Source organism: Bradyrhizobium sp. 41S5, from assembly GCF_011516665.3.
Taxonomy (GTDB): Bacteria; Pseudomonadota; Alphaproteobacteria; order Rhizobiales; family Xanthobacteraceae; genus Bradyrhizobium; species Bradyrhizobium quebecense.
In genome coordinates, this window is sequence record NZ_CP083722.1 from 53,771 (window position 1) to 71,881 (window position 18,111).

Genomic DNA, 18,111 nt, shown 5'->3' on the forward strand with positions numbered 1-18,111 from the left:
GTTGAAGGCCCATCTCTTCACGGACGCCGACAATACGCTCTGGGACACGGATACCGTGTTCGCAACGGCTCAATTGGAGATGCTGCGCGAAGTCGAAAAACTCACCGGCCGCACTGCGCCGGAAGACGAAGACCAAGGCTTGGCTTTCCTGCGTACCATCGATCAGAGAATTGCGACAGAGCACCCGGATCACCTGAGGTATCCGCCCGCATTGCTTGCGCAGGGACTGGCACTGGTGCTTGAGGGAGAGAGGGTCGAAGGTGCAGTCGCGCGAGTCACTGCACCAAACCTCGCGCCCACGAACGCGTTCGAACCCGCTCAGTCGCGATTTTTGGACGCCATACGTCGGCTTCCGCCTCTGCGGAAAGGCGTTCGCGAAGGTCTCCTCGCCGTAACGCGGGCGCGGATTCCGGTCATGATCGTGACTGAGGAACGAGCCGAGCGTTGCCGAAAGTTCGCGACCGAACACCAGCTCGACGGTCTGATCGACGAGATCATTTCGGTCCGGAAGACGCATGAGGCCTACGCCAATCTTAAGCGGAAGGCCGGTCCCGGACGATGCTTCATGGTCGGCGACCAGATGGACCGCGATATCGTGGCGGCGGTCGCCGCGGGCTTCTCAACATTCTATTTTCCCGGCGGGTTTGCTCCGTACTGGGCTTCGGAACTCGATTCGAGCGAAACGACCCGGATCGACCGTTTCGATGCGATCGTGCCAGAAATCTTGGCTGCGGCGCGGATCAGGCACTCGAATTGACCGTCGTGACGGGTGACGGCCACAATTTTCCGACGCCGAGCATCGTTATGATCCGCGCAACCTTCTGATACCAGTTTACAATTTGTTTTAGTGGTCGCCGCCGCTTAGGAAGCCACCATGGCGCCACCGCCCGCGCTCTTCACTGGTGGCACCTTGAAAGTCACATTCATGGAACCATCCGGGCTTACGTAAGTGCCCGAAGCAAGTATCGCGCGCTCGGTAGGGGTAAGCGGTCCCAAGACGGGCCGGCGAGTCACAATTTCAACAATGCGGACGGCTTGGGCCTCGTCGCTAAGGCCAGCCTCAGGCGGGATGCACTCGCTTATCGCCTGCCCGTTGACCACTCGGCAAATGGCAATGTGATCGTCTGGGCAGTTGACAACGCCGCCAGGCGGGTTGGGGCAATTACAGCTCGTCATGCTAGAAGGTCCTCCGCGCGCAATATGAATTTGTCGTCTCTCTCTTCGATGGCGAACGGGCGCAAGCTGTTCCCGACAGCAACACCGCGGAGCATCTGCAAGCCCTCAGCCGCATTCTGAAACGTAATCCGGGTCTCGCCCACCTTGGCGGTCAACTCCCCACGCGTCCACCCCTCGAACTCCACGGGCTTGCCACCAATCTTGCTGATGGCGTTGGCGACGCGCCTGAAACTGGCGGACTTCGGCGTCGCAATCGAAGTAAGGCCCTGCGCCTGCTTCAGCTTGTTCTCCTCCGCCTGCAGGGCGGCCAGATATCCGTCCAGAGCGCCTTTCAGCTTCGTGCTGACCGTCTTTGCCGAACTGATGACGACGTAAAGCGACGTGTGGTCCTCGCGGTCCAGCAACTCCAGCCGTTGGTTGAGATCGTTGAGACAGTCCAGCAATCGGGCAGACTCGGTCGATGCATTCGGCAACTCGGCGTGAATTTCGACCGGCAGTGCGCCAAACAGCGTCTTGATCTCGATCTTCGAGCCAAACCCCGCGCCCACCAGCAGCGCGTGGATCTCGTTGATCTGCACCGCCTTCAGGAGATAGCCCTGCTTCTTCTTCGGCGGAGCTTGCCCCGCGCCGGGCTGTTCGGCTTGGGCGGCCTCGACGTCGACATGCAGGATCGTCACCTTCTCCTTCCAGAGCGGCATCCAATACGGGTTCGTCTCGGCGCCGACGAACCGAAGCCCGCTCAACAGCATGAGCGGATCGCGCGCCAGTTCCCACGCCGGGATCGCAAAATTTTGCTGCAGAAACCAACCGGCATAATGAATGCCGACAACGAGGCCGGTCGACAATTGGACAACCGGAGCTCCAGAGGTTCCACTAACACACGAGGCGTCATGCGGAAGCGCCGGGACATCGATGCCGGCGGTTTTTGCCGTCATGGGCCCGTCCACGATGCAGCCGGGCATCAGGAGCTTCTTTCCGAAATTATTGCCAAACACCGCGGCGAGGGACTCCGGATCACTGCGCGGATCCTTCGCGGGATAGCCGATCAGCGCAATCTTCTCCTTTACGCTTGGCATCCTTGCCGAAAACGACAGGATATTGTCCTCGGCGACGGGGCGGTCCATTTCCAGCAGCGCAAAGTCGAAATAGGGATGGATCAGTCTTACTTTGACGCCAACTGCCGGATCTCCATGCGCACCGTCGGACGCGAAGTTCAACCAATAGGACGTTTCCCCCTTCTGCAGCATCAGCTGTGCAATGTGGCCCGTCACCGCTGCGAGCCTTGGTGTGACGGCAAACGCGGTTCCGATGAACTCAAGGTCCCTGTCTGAGCTTTCCAGCCGGGCTGTGGCTCGCACAGCGCGCGCTAACACGTCCGCGGCCGCAGCGAGAGGCTCGGACCAAATCGGGTTGTCGGGGCCCGGCTTAATCGTCTCACCCTCGATCGGGAACGCGGGACGCAGGCTCGCCAGAACGATGGTCTCGAGCCCGGAGATTTCCCCAGGCCCGGCTTCGGCGGCACGGGGCGGAGGTAGGATGATCGCCATAGTTTACTGTCCCTCTCGCCTCATTTCCTCCGGGCCTTCTCGATTTCCGCCCAGCACTCCGCGTGGTTCTGCTTCAGATCGTCGATGATGAGATCGATGCGCGTCCCCGTGTTGACCCAGGATGTCTTCTTGCCCTGATACTCGAACGTTCCGAGGCTGGGATCGCTCGACTTGTGCAGCGCCAGCACTTCCCAGTCATCATTGCACACGGCCGACCCCGACGACCCGCCGTCCGTGTCGGTAAAGTAGGCGAGATCGCGCTTGTTCAAGAGTACGGCGAGGTTGTTGCGCATCGCCATCTGTTTTACCCCGCCGTTGGGATGCTGGACGATATTGACCGCCAGACGGCCGTCGGCAGGAAGCGCCAGAGCCCCGGCCCACAACGCCAGCGGTCGGCGCTTGGAATCCTCCTTCAACGCGAGGATCGCGTAGTCAAGCTTCTCGTCTGCCGCTCCAAGCGCGTCGACCGCGGCGACCGTTCCGTCCAGCCCTTCCGCATCGTAGTCGAACTGGACGGTCGCCCGTCGGGCCTGCAGGTCGAAATCCTTCGCTTCGGGCTTTGGTGCTCCCTTGGCTCGCGCGCAGATGACGTGATGGTTGGTGATCACGTGGCACGCGCTGATCAACCAGCCCGTTCCGAACGCCTCCATCGGCTTGCCTGACGAATACGTCTTCGGCTCGCCGTCCTCATGCAGCGGAATCTTCAGGCGCGCCGTCCCCTGGCCGACATGCATGGCACCGCTGAGAAAGCCGAAGCCAACCATGTCGCTCGTGAACAGGATGCGTTCGGGGATCGCTTCCTTTAACGTTTGTACCGGATCCGAGAGCGTCCGCTTGGCTGCGACCTGATCGGCGAGATTGCGAAAATAGGCCTTCCTGGCCGGCTGTGGCACCATGAATTCCGCGTTTCGTAACCATCGTTCGAACGGAATCTCCTCATCGAGGGGATCTGTAACGTTCAACTCGGTCAAATCCTTGAACAGTTGCTCGCTGGGGGCCCCTGCTTCGTCGAGCTCGGCGATGAATGCCAGGCTCAAGCCGGCAAGCAGATCGTCTCGTCGACTGGAAAGACCAAACTTGATGACCGACCCATGAATCTCGTAAATCTTGTCCATCGTGAAATAGGGCATCTCGATCTTCCCCGCTTGCGTGTTGACAGCAACATCAGATCACCATCACCATCCGAATGGATCCGATCCAGCCTCCTCTTCTCGGCAGATCCCCGGATTACGTAAATCTGATCTGATCGAATGACAGCAGAGGTTTGTGGGCTTCGCCTTCGCCGACGGCCTCCTCCGTATTGGCCAGCGGATCCAATGCAGCCAGGGATCCGAAGCTGATCCCGCTCCGCGCCTCGATCGATCGAATGGGCACTTGCGTCGCGACATTTAGCTGAGGCGACACGAACTGCCCAAAGACAAATTCCTCCTCCGGCGGCAGATTCTGCTGCTGGCTCATCTCGTAACCGGTCGCGCACAGCCTGCCGGTTTGATCATGAATGAAGGCAATGACCTTCCAAAAGGCCACGGGAATGCGAATGCCGTCCCTTTCGGGGTCGTCGGACGCGAAGTACGGGCCGGTAAAGACAGAAATCTTCATCGCGTCTTCGCGCGCGTGCTGCAGGGCGAAATCCTCAAGCGCCAGCCATATCGGAGCGTTGAAGGCCTGCATCTGTGGCGTCGCGTTCGTCACGTGCATCGAATCGCTGTTGCCGCGGCTGGCGGTGGCCGGCGGGCCCCATGCCGGGTCTTCACGCCGGGTCATGTGGCCACGACTGAATTTGGGCGGATCTCCGTAGCACTCATTCTTGATCTGTTGCGGCTTCGGAATGCGCGGGTCACATTTCCAGCTGCCTCGTCCGGTTCGCCTGGACTGATTTCCATCGATGTTGCAGGCACTGACAAAACACATGCGCCGGCTCTTGCTCATCAGCACGGAGAAATGCTCGTAGCGCAGCTCGGTCTCGGTCTTTCCGTCAAACTCAAATCGCAGAACATCAGCGGCATTCCGGACCACAGCCGGAAGCGCGATGTCGAACTCTCCATCGCCGAGGAAGCCCGGTTCATAACCGGCCCGGTCGCGGAAGTCTTCGGCAGTCGCCTCGAACTCGTCGGCATCGTCATCAGACGCATCCGGTGCGCTTGAGGGCGCGAAACGCGGCCTTGGCTGCGCCGACCGCGTGTGGTCAAGCTCGATCGAAACCTTGACGGTGAGCGGAATGCTCAAGGTCGTCGAAAATGGCCGCAGCCGTACGGCGCTTGCCGGGCTCAACCTGGACGTCGCCGTCCCCCCGCTTTCTGGAGTCGCGGGGCGCCGCCGCCTCGCCGCGCAGCCGGACAGCACATCCTCGAGCAACTGCTTCACCACGTCCGCCCGCACCGCATAGTTCGAACTCAGAAAGGCCCCGCCGAAATGAAGTCCGAGTGCCTCGCCCTCCTGTTCATTGGCGATTACGACGGAACCGGAATTTCCGCCGAGTGTCGTACAATTGTGCCAAATCCGGTTGGTCTCGACACGCGTGACCGCGCCAGGTGCCAGCCGCTTCTTGTTATAGACGTCGCCGTAGATTCGCTGCATCAACTCCGGTTCGGGAATCCGGCTATCAAAGGCCGGATAGCCGATCGTGGAGACATTGGCGCTCGGAGCGATATGCGATGCGAGGACGATCGGCTTTGCTAGCTTCGAATTCCCCGAGACCAACGCGACTTCGAAAAACGCAACGTCCGGGCCGGACGTATCCTCGATATGAAGAGGCCTCACGAGGTTGAAGATCAGCTCCTTGTTGCTGTCGACTTCCTCCAGAAAATCCACTGCCCCGGCCATGGGACCGCCCAGCCCCATTCTGAACGAAAACCCCTCCCCACGCTGTAGCGCGAACTTCAATGCCACATGTCGGTTTGTCACGATGATACCGTCTCTGACCAGCCACCCCGTACCAACCCAGCTCATTTCGCCGCGGATCAGGTTGATCCGGCCCACCGCAGGGATCGCGGCGTCAAGTAAGGGCTTGGCCGCGCGCAAGCGCTCGAGCCACGTCTCGCGCTCGGCCGGATCGCGAATGTCCAGGTCCGTCGTGTTGTTCTTGATTGCCAGGACCGGTCGATCTTGACGCATCGCTATGCTTTCCGCCTCGACCGCGAGCCCGACCTCTTCGTCCGGCAGCTCTAGGTGGTGTGGACTCTAAGGATTCCCTTTTAGGCGCAAATCAGATTCAAGACTGCTTTTGGGGAGGCAGTCTTGGGTGTGATGGACCGTTTGGTATTGAGCGACGCGGCTTGGGAGCGGATGGCGCCGCTGATCATAGGTCGCCCCGACCAGAAGGGCTCCACTGGGCGCGACAATCGGATGTTCGTGGAAGGTGTACTTTGGATTGTTCGCACGGGCTCTCCCTGGCGTGATCTCCCGGAGGCGTTCGGGGATTGGAACAGCGTGTTCCGGCGCTTCAGTCGATGGAGCATCAAGGGCGTCTGGTGGCGGATCTTCGAGGCGATGTCCGATGATCCGGACTTCGAATATCTGATCGTCGATTCCACCATCGTCCGGGCGCATCAGCACGCCGCCGGCGCCAAAAAAGGGGGTCTGAAGATCAGGCGATCGGCCGCTCGCGCGGGGGGCTGAGCACCAAGATACATATGGCCGTTCGTGGCTTGGGATGTCCCGTACGGTTCGCGCTGACCGCAGGCCAGCAGGGCGATGCACCGCAAGCTGCCGCATTGATCGAGGGACTACCTGCCGAGGTCGTCATGGCCGATACGGCCTATGACGCCGATCATTTGCGCCAAGCCATCGCCGCCAAGGGCGCGCTCGCCGTCATCCCCAACAACCCGTCACGCGCACTCAAATACCCGCTGGACAAGCACCTCTATGCCCAGCGTCACCTCGTCGAATGCTGCTTCTCAAAGCTCAAGCAGTTCCGCCGCGTCGCAACCCGCTTCGAAAAGACCGCCCGAAATTATCGCGCCGTCGTCACTCTCGCAGCCATCGTCCTTTGGATGCGGTAAGTGTCCACACGACCTAGAGCAAGCTCCTGCTCCGGCATCTTGTCTCTGCTTTCCGCAGCGAGCTTGGGATCGTTCTCCCGAACCGACTGGTTAAAGCGGCGTAGACGTTCAAGTAACTGCTTGGGGTCGGTCCTTTTGAAGTCGGTCATAGTCCCGTTTCCAAACGATTAAAGCATCGACAAACGCGCCTTGCGTTTATTTTACAGATCATCTATCTTAGCTAGAATATTGTCCACCATTCGCGACGCTCCATATACATTTCATTTCATGCGGTCTGAGCTCATTTGTCGAAGCGAGGCTGTTCAAGTGTTTGGGGATCAGGCTCGCAAGAGTTGCCGTGCTGATTCGAGATTGCAGAAAAGTCCGACGTGGCGCTCCCTAGCGGAACGGTGAAAACTCACAAAAATCAATGGGTTTGCCAGTTTAGTTGCCACCAAATCCGCCATTGAACCACAATGGATATTTCCACGATGGGGAAACTCTCCGGATTGGTCTGTGGCCAAGACCAAACTGAGACTGCAGTGGATCTGCGCGCTCAAGGTCACGGGTCTTCATGTCTCTGGCGGCAGCATCGTCCTGTTTTTTTGAGCCTTAAGCGAAATGGGAAACAGTCCGGCCGCATCGACCCCGGAGACGCCGATTGAACACCCGGATCGACAGAGGAATTGACGGTGAAGTTGCATCGATCAAGCGGGATTGAGGGGCACAGATGAGGAAGCAGGAAGTTGACGGGCCGTTGCGCGTGAGCGCTATTGCCGGCACGCGCGTGGTGCTTATGGCGATCGACATCGCCCCCGCGAATCGTGACGGCCTCAGGGGGTTTGCGTTTCAGGTCTCAAGCGGGGGACAGACCCATTGGCTGACCGGCACCAAGTATTTCGAGATTCTCGTTCCAAATCCCGTGCAGGGAGCCAAATACTCGACGCTTCAACATCCGATCCAAAGCTTTCTCTGGTCCGACTACGAAGCCAAGCCCGATACCGAATACGAATATACGATCATGGCGATGTACGGCGAGCCCGGGGCGCTCGATCCAAGACACAAAGTCACCATCGAGGTCACAACCGAAAAAGAAAACGACGGCAAGCACGGCATCTGGTTCAATCGCGGCGTGGTTGCAAGCCGCGCATACTCGGTCGATTTCCAAAACCGCGAACTGACCGAGGAAATGTATAACCAGGTCGATGACAAAAACCGGGTGACCGAAGAAACGTCGCAATGGCTCTCGCGGGGACTTGAGGAAGCCTGCGTCGATTATATCAACGGCGTCCCGCGGGGAGAGATGCTTCGCGTCGTCGCTTACGAGTTCACATACCTGCCTTTGCTGAACGCGCTCAAGGCGGCCATCGGCCGCGGCGTAGACGCTAAAATTATCTACCACAAGACCAGCGCGAATGACGGCGCGATCGACGAAGTCGATCTTCCGCGGTCAAATTTGATCGAACGGACACGGCCGCAAACGCCGCATAACAAGTTCATGGTTTGGCTGGATAAAAACGAGCGTCCAAAAGCGGTCTGGACGGGGTCAGTAAACTTCACTCCCTCCGGCTTTCTCGGGCAGACCAATGTCGGGCACGTAGTCACCGACAGCAGCAGGGACGCCTCCGCGATTCCGAACAAATATTTTGAATACTGGAAGGACTTGTCAGAGAATCCGACCGGAATACCGGCGCGTGAAGCCGCGATACGCCTCACGCCAAATCCACCGAATGTCGTGCCGGAGAAGCCCGTGACGGCATTCTTCTCTCCGCGTATCGCCGACAATCTTCTCGACTGGTACGGGAAGCGGATCGAGGACGCGCGGACCTCATCGATGTTCACCGCGGCCTTTACCGTCGATCCCATCCTTCTTCGCTCGCTTGGCAAACAGCAGGATTCCATGCGTTTCGTGCTGCTCGAAAAGCCCGCGACAGCGGACGCGCGCAAGGCAGAGCGGGACAGCCACGGCCGTCTCATCATGTCCAACGGATCGGTGCTCGGGAAGGTCACGAAGACTTCATTTAAAAAAGAGAAAGGCGCGGGCGGAACGAAACTCGTTCCCATTCCGAATTTCCCGCTCGAAAAATGGTTCGTCGACGAGGAACTGGCGCGCAAGGACGGCAAAGGGTTCGTATTCTTCGTTCACACGAAATTCCTCCTGATCGATCCGCTGTCGGACGACCCGCTCGTATGCACGGGCTCGGCCAATTTTTCAGGCGCTTCGCTCACGGCGAACGACGAGAATATGCTCTTCATACGGGGCGACACCCGCGTCGCCGATATCTACATGACGGAGTTCGACCGCATCTTCCGTCACTTCTTTTTCCGGATGACAGCCAACCGCGCGGCGATAAATCATGAGGATGAGGAAGAAGCGAAGAGAAAAGCGGCTATCCTGGACACCGGCGCGGTGTGGATTGCGCCTTTCTTTCAGGATAACAATTTCAAGTGCATTCGCAGGCTCATGTTTTTCGCGGACCGCAGTCTGACCTGGGCGCCCCAGGCGGCGCGTGACCCCGATGTATTCGACAATGAAGAGCAGCGCGCCAAGGACAAGCGCGCCGCGGCAAAGCTTCGCAGGGACGCCAAGAAGGCGGCGGAGGGAGAAGGTGTCCCCAAAAAGAAAAAAAAGGCCGCTAAAGCGGTGAAGAAACAATCGAAGAAGGCTGTGAAGAAGAAGACCGTAAAAAAGAAGGTCGCTAAAAAGAAGAAGGCGGTCAAAAAGAAGAAAACCGCCAAAAAGAAGAAAGCGGCGGGCAAGAAGCGAGGGTGACGGCGAAAGCAAAGGGTAGACCCTGTGGCCGATTACGAGCTTTATCTTCACAACGACCGGAAAAAGCATTCAAGTTTTTAGGCGTCATCATTCACGACGAGGCGGAAGCCTTGGCCAACACCGCAGGACAGCAAACGCTCATTTTCAAGTACCCGGTCCCCTGGAAGTTTTTTTAACGGATTCGGAACGTCTTATACGCTCACGCAGGATTGACGGAGTCCACCAACGGAAAGTCGTCTCTTCTCAGCATTAAAGGCGACCACCGTCTGTGTTTCTACGTGAACCGCCGCCAGTCGAGGGCAACGCGCTGATGACTTTTGCCAGGATGAGCAGGACCTGCGCTTTGCTTCTCGGCCTTGTCGCGGCCGGGTGGATGCAACCTGCTTTCGGCGAAAGCGGAGAGGCCTGGCCGGTCAAACACAAGCTGCTCGGAAAGGACGGCGGCAAGGCCAAGGATGTCAGCGGCATCGCCTGCGCGACCGCGCAGGGGTTTCCGCGTTCTTGCCTTGTCATCGACGACAACGTGCAGGACGCGCAATTCGTCACCGTTACCGACGGAGAACTCGTTGCGGGCAGCACGGTCAGTCTGATCGGCGACAACTTCGAGGGCGAGGCGCTTGAGCTTGACGGCGAAGGCGTCGCCTTTGCCGGCGACCGCTATTACGTGATGGGCTCGCACGGGCATCCGCGGGACAAGAAAGGCAAGCTGGGCGCTGAAGAAATCAAGGCGCGGATCTCCGCAAGCAGCCAGATCGTCCGCTTCCGCGCCACGGGCGAAGACGGCACCGCTTCGGAGATCGAGCGCACGCCGAGGCTGAGAGAGATCATCAGGGCGGAGCCTCTGCTTGCTCCTTTCATGGACCAGCGGCTTGAAAACAATGGTCTGACGATCGAAGGCGTCGCGATCAAGGATGATCTCGTGCTGCTGGCCGGATTTCGCGGCCCGGTTCTGGACGGCAACCGCGCCGTCGTTCTGTCGGTCCGTATCGATACCCTGTTCGGCGGATCAGGAACGAACCACCAGGTTTTCCGGCTGCCTTTGGGAGACGGCCGCGGCGTGCGCGACCTCGCAGTGTTTGAGAGTGGCATTCTTATTCTCGCGGGACCTGTCGAGAACGGACCCGGCGCGTACGCGGTCTACGCCTGGGACGGAGAAAGCGAGAATGTCCGGATGCTCGCCGAACTGTCTTCCTTCGATCCCGAGCGGAAGCCTGAGGGTCTCCTGCCGCTGGACCGACCCCCATCCGGACTGCGCGTCCTGATCCTCTTCGACAGTGAAAAGGAAGGCGCGCCGACGCCGGTTGAGATCGAGGCCCCGTAATGCCGCTGCGACCTTCACAGTGAAAATTATCGGATGTCACGCCCCGGAGGAGCCATGAAAACGATCTGGTTAGCAATCCTGGCGCTCGCGCTGCCCTGCGAACACGCCTTCGCCCGGGGCCAGGAGGGTCATTCCATCGTCGCCGAACTTGCGGAGCGTCGGCTTGACGCGCCGACTCTTGAAAACATCCGGTTATTGCTCAAGTCTGAGATTCCGGGAGCAACGCAGGATACAAGCGTATCGTTGGGGTCAATCGCCAGCTGGGCCGACGACTACCGGGCGGAGCATGACGAGACCCGCAACTGGCATTTCGTCAACATTCCACTGGAACGGGGCACCTACGATCCGCAGGTCGACTGCAAGCCGGACCCTAAAAACGGCGAATGCATCATCAACGCGATCGAGCGGAACCGGGTTCTTCTCGCCGACTGCGCGAAAACACCGGCTGAGCGCGCGCAGGCGCTCAAATTCCTCGTTCATCTCATCGGCGACATTCACCAGCCGCTGCACGATACCGACCACAACGACCATGGCGGAAACGATGTCGTCGTGACGTTTTTCGGGAAGAGCGTGAAGCTGCATGCGATCTGGGATACCGACATCATCATGCACACGGTCTTCGCCTGGGGCGCGTATGTCACCCGGCTTGAAACAACGTGGTTTCCTGGACGCGACGTGACGGGCATCGACGGCGGGTCCCCGGTCGACTGGTCGCTTGAGGCGCACCAGTTTGCGCGGGAAACCGCTTACCGTATTCCGGATGGCGGCGCGCTGGAGATGAATTACTACACTGCGGCGCTGCCGGTTGTGGACCGTCAGCTCGCGGTCGCCGGCATGCGGCTCGCGAAGTATTTGAAGGATACGCTTAAACCGACAACCACTTGTCCCTGATCTTTGGACCGGCATGCATGGGAGGCCCGGAATGAAGCTTTGCAAAATCATCGCAGTCACGGCTCTGACCGCGTATGCGACCGCCACCACCGCTCGCGCCGAAACCTCCACCGAATGCACGCCAAACGCGCTCTGCTACTGCGTTCAGAACGACCTCAAGAGCGTCATCGCTACCCGCGTCGACGAAATCCGCACCCGCATCTCCGCGCAGCGTCAGCAGGGGAAAGCCATCGGATATCTCAGCATTCCGATTTCAACTATTCAAGGCAGCTATCTTCCCGTCAACGTCAAGATAGCGGCGCAGACGAAAGAGCGGGTTGAGGAGCGTTTCGGTCCCCGGTCCCTGTGGCTCCTGAACACCGCCGCGAAGGAGTTTTCGCTGCCCGGGACCGCGAAAGGCGAGGACTACATGCTGATGTGGACGCGCGTCCTCGAAGGCAGTGACGGCTTCGGCCGCGATTTCGATTTCATATACTTCGCGGGACCTTCCGATTTCGCGCAGTATTTTTCCTTTGACGGCCGGGCCGATTTGGAAAAATTGGAACGCTTTTACGATGGTCTCGCCAAGACCGACAGCAAGCTTGCTGAAATCAAGAAAACGGACTTCCGAAACTATTACGGGCTGCGCGCGTCCGTAGCTTTCAGCTTCGGATCTCACGACGAATGGAACATTGTACGGACGATCAATGCCAAGCGGACGGCGAAGAAAGACGGCGAGGATGCCTTTGGCATCGCAAAGCAGATCGCCGTCATGTTCAACGGCACGAGCGTCGCCCCCGGCCTGTTCGATGCGCCCACCGCAACAGGCAACGAAGGACAGTGTGTCAATCGGCTTGCAAATTTGACCCCTCATCGGCGTCCAATTTTGACCCCTTTGCGCGGCGGGGTTTGCTGGTAGCGCTCGTCTCGTCGGAGCTGGCCGGGATAGCGGAGGCGAGACGAGCGCGGGTGGCGTGATCATCGTCTCTGCTTTTGAACCGCCAGCTATCGTTGCCGGTCTCGACGATGTCGCAGTGATGGGTCAATCGGTCGAGCAGCGCGGTGGTCATCTTGGCGTCGCCGAACACGCTCGGCCATTCGCCGAAGGCGAGATTGGTGGTTACGATGACGGACGCGCGCTCATAGAGCCGGCTGACGAGGTGGAAGAGAAGCTGGCCACCGGACTGGGGGAAGGGCAAATAGCCGAGCTCATCCAGCACGATGAAGTCCATCCGGGTCAGATGCTCGGCGAGCCGTCCTTGCCGTCCGTTGCGGGTCTCGGTCTCGAGGCGATTGACGAGGTCGACTACGTTGAAGAAGCGGCCGCGGGCACCGGATCGGATGCAGCTTCTGGCGATGGCAATGGCCAGGTGGGTCTTGCCTGTGCCGGTGCCACCAACCAGCACGACGTTGCGTTGTTGGGCGATGAAGCCGCCGCCAGCGAGATCATTGACGAGCGTCTGATTGATCGGCGTGCCGTCGAACTGGAAGTCCGCGATGTCCTTGGCGAGCGGCAGCTTGGCGATGGTGAGCTGGTATTTGATCGACCTGGCTTGCTTCTCGTTGATCTCGGCGTTGAGCAGGTCGCCGACAATGCGCTGAGGCTCGTGCTGGCGCTTAACGGCAGTTGCCATGATCTCGTCGAAGGCAGCCTTCATGCCGTAGAGCTTGAGTTCGCCCATGAGGTCGAAGATTTGGGTTCGTTCCATCAGATGGTCCTCCGGAGGTTGTCGTAGCGGGCACAATCGGCGATCGGTGCATGACGGAGCGTCAGTGCGGCCGGCGTCATGATGTTGGCCGGTGGGGCAGGTTCACGTTGACGGGCCAGGATATTGAGCACGACATCGGCGGAATGGACGCTGTGACTGAGCGCTTCGGCACAGGCCGCCTCCACCGCAGGCAGACCGTCGGTCAGCACCGCGTTGAGGATGTCGACCATCTGCCGATTGCCATCGTCGGTGCTGGCAAGCTTGCGCCGGATCCGCTCGATCGCGGCTGGCAGCACCCAGTCTTTGAAGGGAGCACCGTTGCGCAAGGCGCCGGGTTTGCGCGCCAGCACCGGTACATAATGCCAGGGATCGTAGATGGTCTCGCCGCGACCGAAGCATCGTGGATGCTCCGCAGCGATGCGCCCGTCCTGACGGATGACGATGCGATCGGCATAGGCTCGAACCTCGACCGGTCGTCCTACTGCGCTGGCTGCGACCGAGTACTTGTTGTTGTCGAAGCGCACCAGGCAGGTCTTCGAGACCGATGCCGTCACCGCATGGAAGCCGTCGAAGCGGCCGGCATAGGGAACGAGTTTGGGGCGTTCGGCTTCGAACACGTCCCAGATCGTCTGATCGGTCAGCTCCGGATGGCGATGAGCCTTGGCGTAGGCGATGCATTTGTCGAGCAGCCAGGCGTTTAACTCGTCGAGGTTTTTGAACCGCAGCCGCGGCGTGAAGAAGCGTTCCCGGACCAGCCCGACCTGGTTCTCGACCTGCCCCTTCTCCCAGCCCGACGCTGGCGTACAGGCGACCGGATCGACCAGATAGTGGCTGCACATCTGCAGGAGGCGGCGATTGTAGAGACGGCCTTTACCGACAAAGATCGTCTCCACCGCGGTCTTCATGTTGTCGTAGATGCCGCGGGTGCAGGTGCCTTTGAACAGGGCGAATGCCCGGTCGTGGGCGTCGAACACCATCTCCTGCGTCTCGCGCGGATAGGCCCGCACGAACAGCATGCGGCTGTGACAGAGCCGGACATGAGCGGCCTTCACCATCACCGTGGTGCCGCTCAACAACACCACCTCGTGGCTCCAGTCGAACTGGTAGGCTTCGCCTGGGGCAAAGCTCAGCGGGACATAAGCCGCCGCGGTCGATTGCCCGCGTTCTTTGCTCCACCGCCTGGCGTAACGCCGCACGGCATCGTAACCGCCGTCGTAGCCGCGGCCGCGCAGCTCTTCGAAGATCCGGATCAACGTCAGCTGTTCACGAGCCGATTTGGCCGCGTTCGCCGCCAGCAATCCATCAAGCTCTACTGCCCATCGTCCCAGCTTTGGCCGCGGCTGCACCTGCCGCTCGTACTCGAAGGAGGTCTCTCCCGACCTCAGCACCTTCCGGACCGTGTTCCGCGACACCTTCAGGTCACGGGCGATCTCCTTGATCGTCTTGCCCTTGATGAAGTGCTCGCGCCGGATCCGGGCAATCGTCTCCACGATCAGCATCCCCCACCACCTGCTTCGTTCCAAAGCAGGCAGCGCAACAGACCAATCTGTAGGGGGTCAATTTTGGACGCCGATCCCCCGGCTTAGGGGGTCAATATTGCAGGCCGAATGACAGCCAGGGGAAGAAAGTCGAGGACGGACGTTGCGGGGACTAGATCGAGAGCCCGCAAAGCGGGATCGGCCTTCGGTCAGACCAGCCTCTATCGAGGACGCAGATGGTTGCGCCCGTCGCGAAAATACATGGAATGAAGACAGGCGGCCCTAGTCGGTCCGGCCATTCGGATCTCAAGGCAACAGGCGTCGCAGCGAAACGTGGTTCACCTTAAGCAGGCCACCTAAACGCCGCGTCACCACCCGCAATGGAAACCGTGGCTGTCAGCAACGTCGGCGCACCTGTCGAACTAGCCGCCGCAAGATCGTTAACAAGACTGGCACGTACTTGCCATGCGGATGCACCCCGCCCTCCGCATCCATGCGGCCGACGCCCTGCGAGGCGTGAAACAGATGCTAGCGTCGATGGACATGCCGGCGGCCGAGTCCGGGACGATTCCGCCGGTACGCGCGATGGAACGAAGCTGGGCGTTCGGATTGCAACGCCACAGCATTGGAGAGGGTTTTGAGCACAATCGGCCTTCGCAGCAATCAGGCTGCCGGACGCAATTTCGATCGGACGTTATTTGGCCGGCGGCCGCAGCGGGCTTTCCGCCCACTTCCGGGCGGCGGGATCGCGCAGCGGATCGTTCTCGCAGACCACGCAGACGTAGCGCGACCGGCCGGGCACGGCCGTCATCGGCTTACCGCACTTCGGGCACAGCTTCCGGCTGAGGTAGAGCGGAGTCATGATCTTTGCCTGCCGGGACGCAGCTTAGTTCCCCGTGCGCCGCGATCACAAGTAAATCGCCGAAAATTGTCCGCATGCACCAGACCTCTTGACGCAGAGCGCGTCTCACACTGAAATCCGATTTTCAGTGATGTTGCGGGGGTAGGGTCGTGGAAGAATTTTACAGGGGCTTCGCACAGCGGGCGCGCGATCTGGCCGAGAACGCGGACCCGTTCACCAAGCGGCGGCTACTCGACCTAGCCCAGCGATACGATCTCAAGAGCAGACCGGGAGGCCCCGGCAGTCGGACCCTCCCGCCGCCGCGCGCGACGCCACCGACGGCGCTGTTTTCCAGCTCCGGCGAAGCTTAAGACTAGTCCGAGCGCGGCCCGGTCGTCGGTTTTCTATGTTTTCATCGACCGCCCGCGGTCGCGCTCGCGTTAGTACAAGCTGGCCCTACAGCACCGAGCCGCGCACGCGCGCCGAGAAGGGTCATCGCCTGCGCCGCGCGATCTCGTCAGCGACCATGCCCTTCGCCCGCACCAGGCGTTCATGCAGGGTCTCGAACATATCGAGGATGTCATCATTGGGTTCATTCTTGCCCTGCTCGATGGCTTCGGCGACGAGCTCATCGAGAGGCGTCTCCTCCAATTGGCCTTTCTCCAAGAGGTCTTCAAACAGACTGTCGCTGCTCGGCTGCGGTTGGATGCGACCGTCGGAGTTGCACCAGACTGTGAATGTCTGAAGTCCCAGAACAGCGTGCTCGACCATCTCCGCATCCAACGGAATCAGCGTCCCCCAGGCCTCGCCGGCCTCGTCCGCGAACCCCGCCACGTACATTCGTTGCTCCGCGGCGCCTTCATCACGAGGCTGGAAGAACGGCATGAGGATGATTGGAGGGTGTTTTGCCATGACGATCTCTCCGAACGCTTTGCGTCGACCCGGCGCAGCAGCCGGATTAGCGCGGGTAATTTGATCACACGAAAAAGGCAACCTGGGTACGGCGCCTCATCGCCTTACGCCCGCTGCTTATCTCGCCGGCGAGAATTGATCTGCGCCATCAAGATCGGGCCAAGCGAAAATTCGCCGACCTCGGCTTTTCGCGTCAGACCGCGCAGATAACCGCCGGCGGAATTGATCGCTGTCCCGCGCTGCAAGATACACGCCACGACGATGGCTGCGGACACCTCGCCCATAACCTTTTGCGCCTCCTCCCAGGCGCTCGGACTAATCCCCAGCATCGATCGTACAACGGCCGCTGTGGCCAGGAAATCGCGCCAGTTCGAAACCCCACCCTTCGCATAATCAACGATGTCTGGACACGCACTCAGGACCATTCCTAACGGATACGCCCCCTCCCCGACTCGCGAGGGTTGAGGTTTGGGCTCAGCTCCCGCCGCCCTGCCTTCTCGAAGGACAGGTTCAAGATCAATAGGGGCGTCTGGTTTTGAATTCTGTATGTGGCGCTCAGTATGGGACTCATTGGCGCTCGGATTCTTGGATTTGATGTGCGCTTCCAGAAGATTGAGTACGTCATCGGCAAGCTGGGACAACTCGTCGGCGATCGGCTCGAGCTGCTGCCGGGTGGCCGTGCGCGGAATCTGGTCGACGATCGCGCGGAAGGCGGCGTGCACAACCTGCCAATCGGCAGGCCCCTGCCCTCCCCTTCGCGTCGGAACGGCTTCCTCGATGCCAGTTGCAATCATCTTCGCGATGTCGCGCCGGCAGAGCGTGATGCGCTCTCGTACGAGTTTGAGTGCGCGCGCCTCGGCTTCGATATCGGCCGCCAGGCTCTCGAACTCCTCCGAGCGCACGACCAGCGGCGACAGATCGAAGCCGAAGGCGAGCTTGATTTCGCCGGCGTTGTCCTTTCGTGCATACCGCTTGCCATTCGGACTGTCGCGCCGAACGATCAGGCCCGCGTCGACCAGCACAGCAAGGTGACGACGAAGCGTCGATGCCGGCATGCCATGCGCGCGCCGAGTGAGTTGATGGTTTGACGGAAAGACAATCAGATCATCCTCCCCGGTGAGCGCGGTCTCGGGATGGAAGGTTAGGAGCGCGTTCAATACCGACAGCGCGCGCTCCGACACACCAAGGCGCGGCCGTGCCGTGCAGATGGCGTGGAAGATCTTCCACTTGTGCACGATCTTTTCGGGGGGGCGTTCCGTTGCGACCATCTGGCTTGCCACATGGGCAAGCGTCAACGGTCGCCGCCCAAAGGGCGTCGTTGGAGAGTGTGACTGCATGTCTTTGCCTCAGCTGGGCAAAGAAAACCTGCTCGCCGAAACGGCGATAAAATCGCGTAGAAACTCTTGACTGCGATTCGCGAAAGTGATTCTCTGTCAGTCGCCAAACTTGAAGAGAAGGCTTCCGGAACTCCGTTTCGGGGGCCTTTTTTCTTTTCCCTTGTCTG

The 18,111-nt window shown here is 60.0% G+C and carries 13 protein-coding genes and 2 pseudogenes; 7 read left to right on the forward strand and 8 right to left on the reverse strand.

The genetic code is table 11. The annotated features are described in order from the left end of the window. Position 1 precedes the first annotated feature (1 nt). The gene (locus HAP47_RS40700) at positions 2-757 is read left to right on the forward strand and encodes an HAD family hydrolase (RefSeq protein WP_176396364.1); all 756 of its coding nucleotides are present in this window, start codon (positions 2-4) and stop codon (positions 755-757) included. Positions 758-1,172: 415 nt separating this feature from the next. On the opposite strand, the gene HAP47_RS40705 is transcribed toward HAP47_RS40700, so the two are convergent. From HAP47_RS40705 to HAP47_RS40715, 3 genes are all read right to left on the reverse strand, one after another. Beyond that, positions 1,173-2,723 carry a S1 family peptidase gene (locus HAP47_RS40705; protein ID WP_176396363.1) on the reverse strand — a complete coding sequence of 517 codons (1,551 nt, stop codon included), beginning with the start codon at positions 2,721-2,723 and terminating at the stop codon, positions 1,173-1,175. 20 nt (positions 2,724-2,743) lie between these two features. After that, on the reverse strand, positions 2,744-3,853 hold the full coding sequence (locus HAP47_RS40710) for a trypsin-like peptidase domain-containing protein (RefSeq protein WP_176396362.1): 1,110 nt from the start codon (positions 3,851-3,853) through the stop codon (positions 2,744-2,746). Between the two features lie 97 nt (positions 3,854-3,950). Next, complete coding sequence (locus HAP47_RS40715) at positions 3,951-5,837, reverse strand: DNA/RNA non-specific endonuclease (protein ID WP_176396361.1); 1,887 nt, start codon at positions 5,835-5,837, stop codon at positions 3,951-3,953. 171 nt (positions 5,838-6,008) lie between these two features. Between HAP47_RS40715 and HAP47_RS40720 the strand changes: the two are divergent. The 5 genes and pseudogenes from HAP47_RS40720 to HAP47_RS40740 all read left to right on the forward strand — a co-directional run bounded on the left by HAP47_RS40720 (position 6,009) and on the right by HAP47_RS40740 (position 12,586). Then, positions 6,009-6,724: pseudogene (locus HAP47_RS40720) on the forward strand (IS5 family transposase). Between the two features lie 709 nt (positions 6,725-7,433). Continuing rightward, positions 7,434-9,476 (forward strand): phospholipase D-like domain-containing protein, encoded by a 2,043-nt coding sequence (locus HAP47_RS40725; protein WP_176396360.1) that lies wholly within the window; start codon positions 7,434-7,436, stop codon positions 9,474-9,476. A 310-nt stretch (positions 9,477-9,786) separates the two neighbouring features. Beyond that, positions 9,787-10,797: a DUF3616 domain-containing protein gene (locus HAP47_RS40730; RefSeq protein WP_176396359.1), complete on the forward strand. Its 1,011-nt coding sequence runs from the start codon at positions 9,787-9,789 to the stop codon at positions 10,795-10,797. A gap of 54 nt (positions 10,798-10,851) precedes the next feature. Further along, positions 10,852-11,688: a S1/P1 nuclease gene (locus HAP47_RS40735; protein ID WP_176396358.1), complete on the forward strand. Its 837-nt coding sequence runs from the start codon at positions 10,852-10,854 to the stop codon at positions 11,686-11,688. Between the two features lie 31 nt (positions 11,689-11,719). Further along, the gene (locus tag HAP47_RS40740; RefSeq protein ID WP_176396357.1) at positions 11,720-12,586 is read left to right on the forward strand and encodes a hypothetical protein; all 867 of its coding nucleotides are present in this window, start codon (positions 11,720-11,722) and stop codon (positions 12,584-12,586) included. Here the strand turns inward: HAP47_RS40740 and istB are convergent. The 3 genes and pseudogenes from istB to HAP47_RS40755 form a co-directional block, all read right to left on the reverse strand. Then, positions 12,513-13,376 (reverse strand): IS21-like element helper ATPase IstB, encoded by an 864-nt coding sequence (gene istB, locus HAP47_RS40745; protein WP_173643941.1) that lies wholly within the window; start codon positions 13,374-13,376, stop codon positions 12,513-12,515. The genes HAP47_RS40740 and istB overlap by 74 nt on opposite strands. After that, positions 13,285-14,875: pseudogene (istA, locus tag HAP47_RS40750) on the reverse strand (IS21 family transposase). Before istA ends, istB begins: the two are co-directional and overlap by 92 nt. Positions 14,876-15,548: 673 nt before the next feature. After that, positions 15,549-15,716 (reverse strand): hypothetical protein, encoded by a 168-nt coding sequence (locus HAP47_RS40755; protein ID WP_176396355.1) that lies wholly within the window; start codon positions 15,714-15,716, stop codon positions 15,549-15,551. Between the two features lie 149 nt (positions 15,717-15,865). Here HAP47_RS40755 and HAP47_RS40760 point away from each other — a divergent pair, with 149 nt between their 5' ends. Then, positions 15,866-16,066 carry a hypothetical protein gene (locus HAP47_RS40760; RefSeq protein WP_231169171.1) on the forward strand — a complete coding sequence of 67 codons (201 nt, stop codon included), beginning with the start codon at positions 15,866-15,868 and terminating at the stop codon, positions 16,064-16,066. Positions 16,067-16,187: 121 nt separating this feature from the next. Here the strand turns inward: HAP47_RS40760 and HAP47_RS40765 are convergent, their stop codons facing one another. Both HAP47_RS40765 and repC read right to left on the reverse strand, forming a co-directional pair. Continuing rightward, entirely contained in the window at positions 16,188-16,607 is a 420-nt protein-coding gene (locus HAP47_RS40765; RefSeq protein WP_176396354.1) for a hypothetical protein, read from the reverse strand. Between the two features lie 104 nt (positions 16,608-16,711). Next, on the reverse strand, positions 16,712-17,944 hold the full coding sequence (gene repC, locus HAP47_RS40770) for a plasmid replication protein RepC (protein ID WP_176396353.1): 1,233 nt from the start codon (positions 17,942-17,944) through the stop codon (positions 16,712-16,714). Positions 17,945-18,111 lie beyond the last annotated feature (167 nt).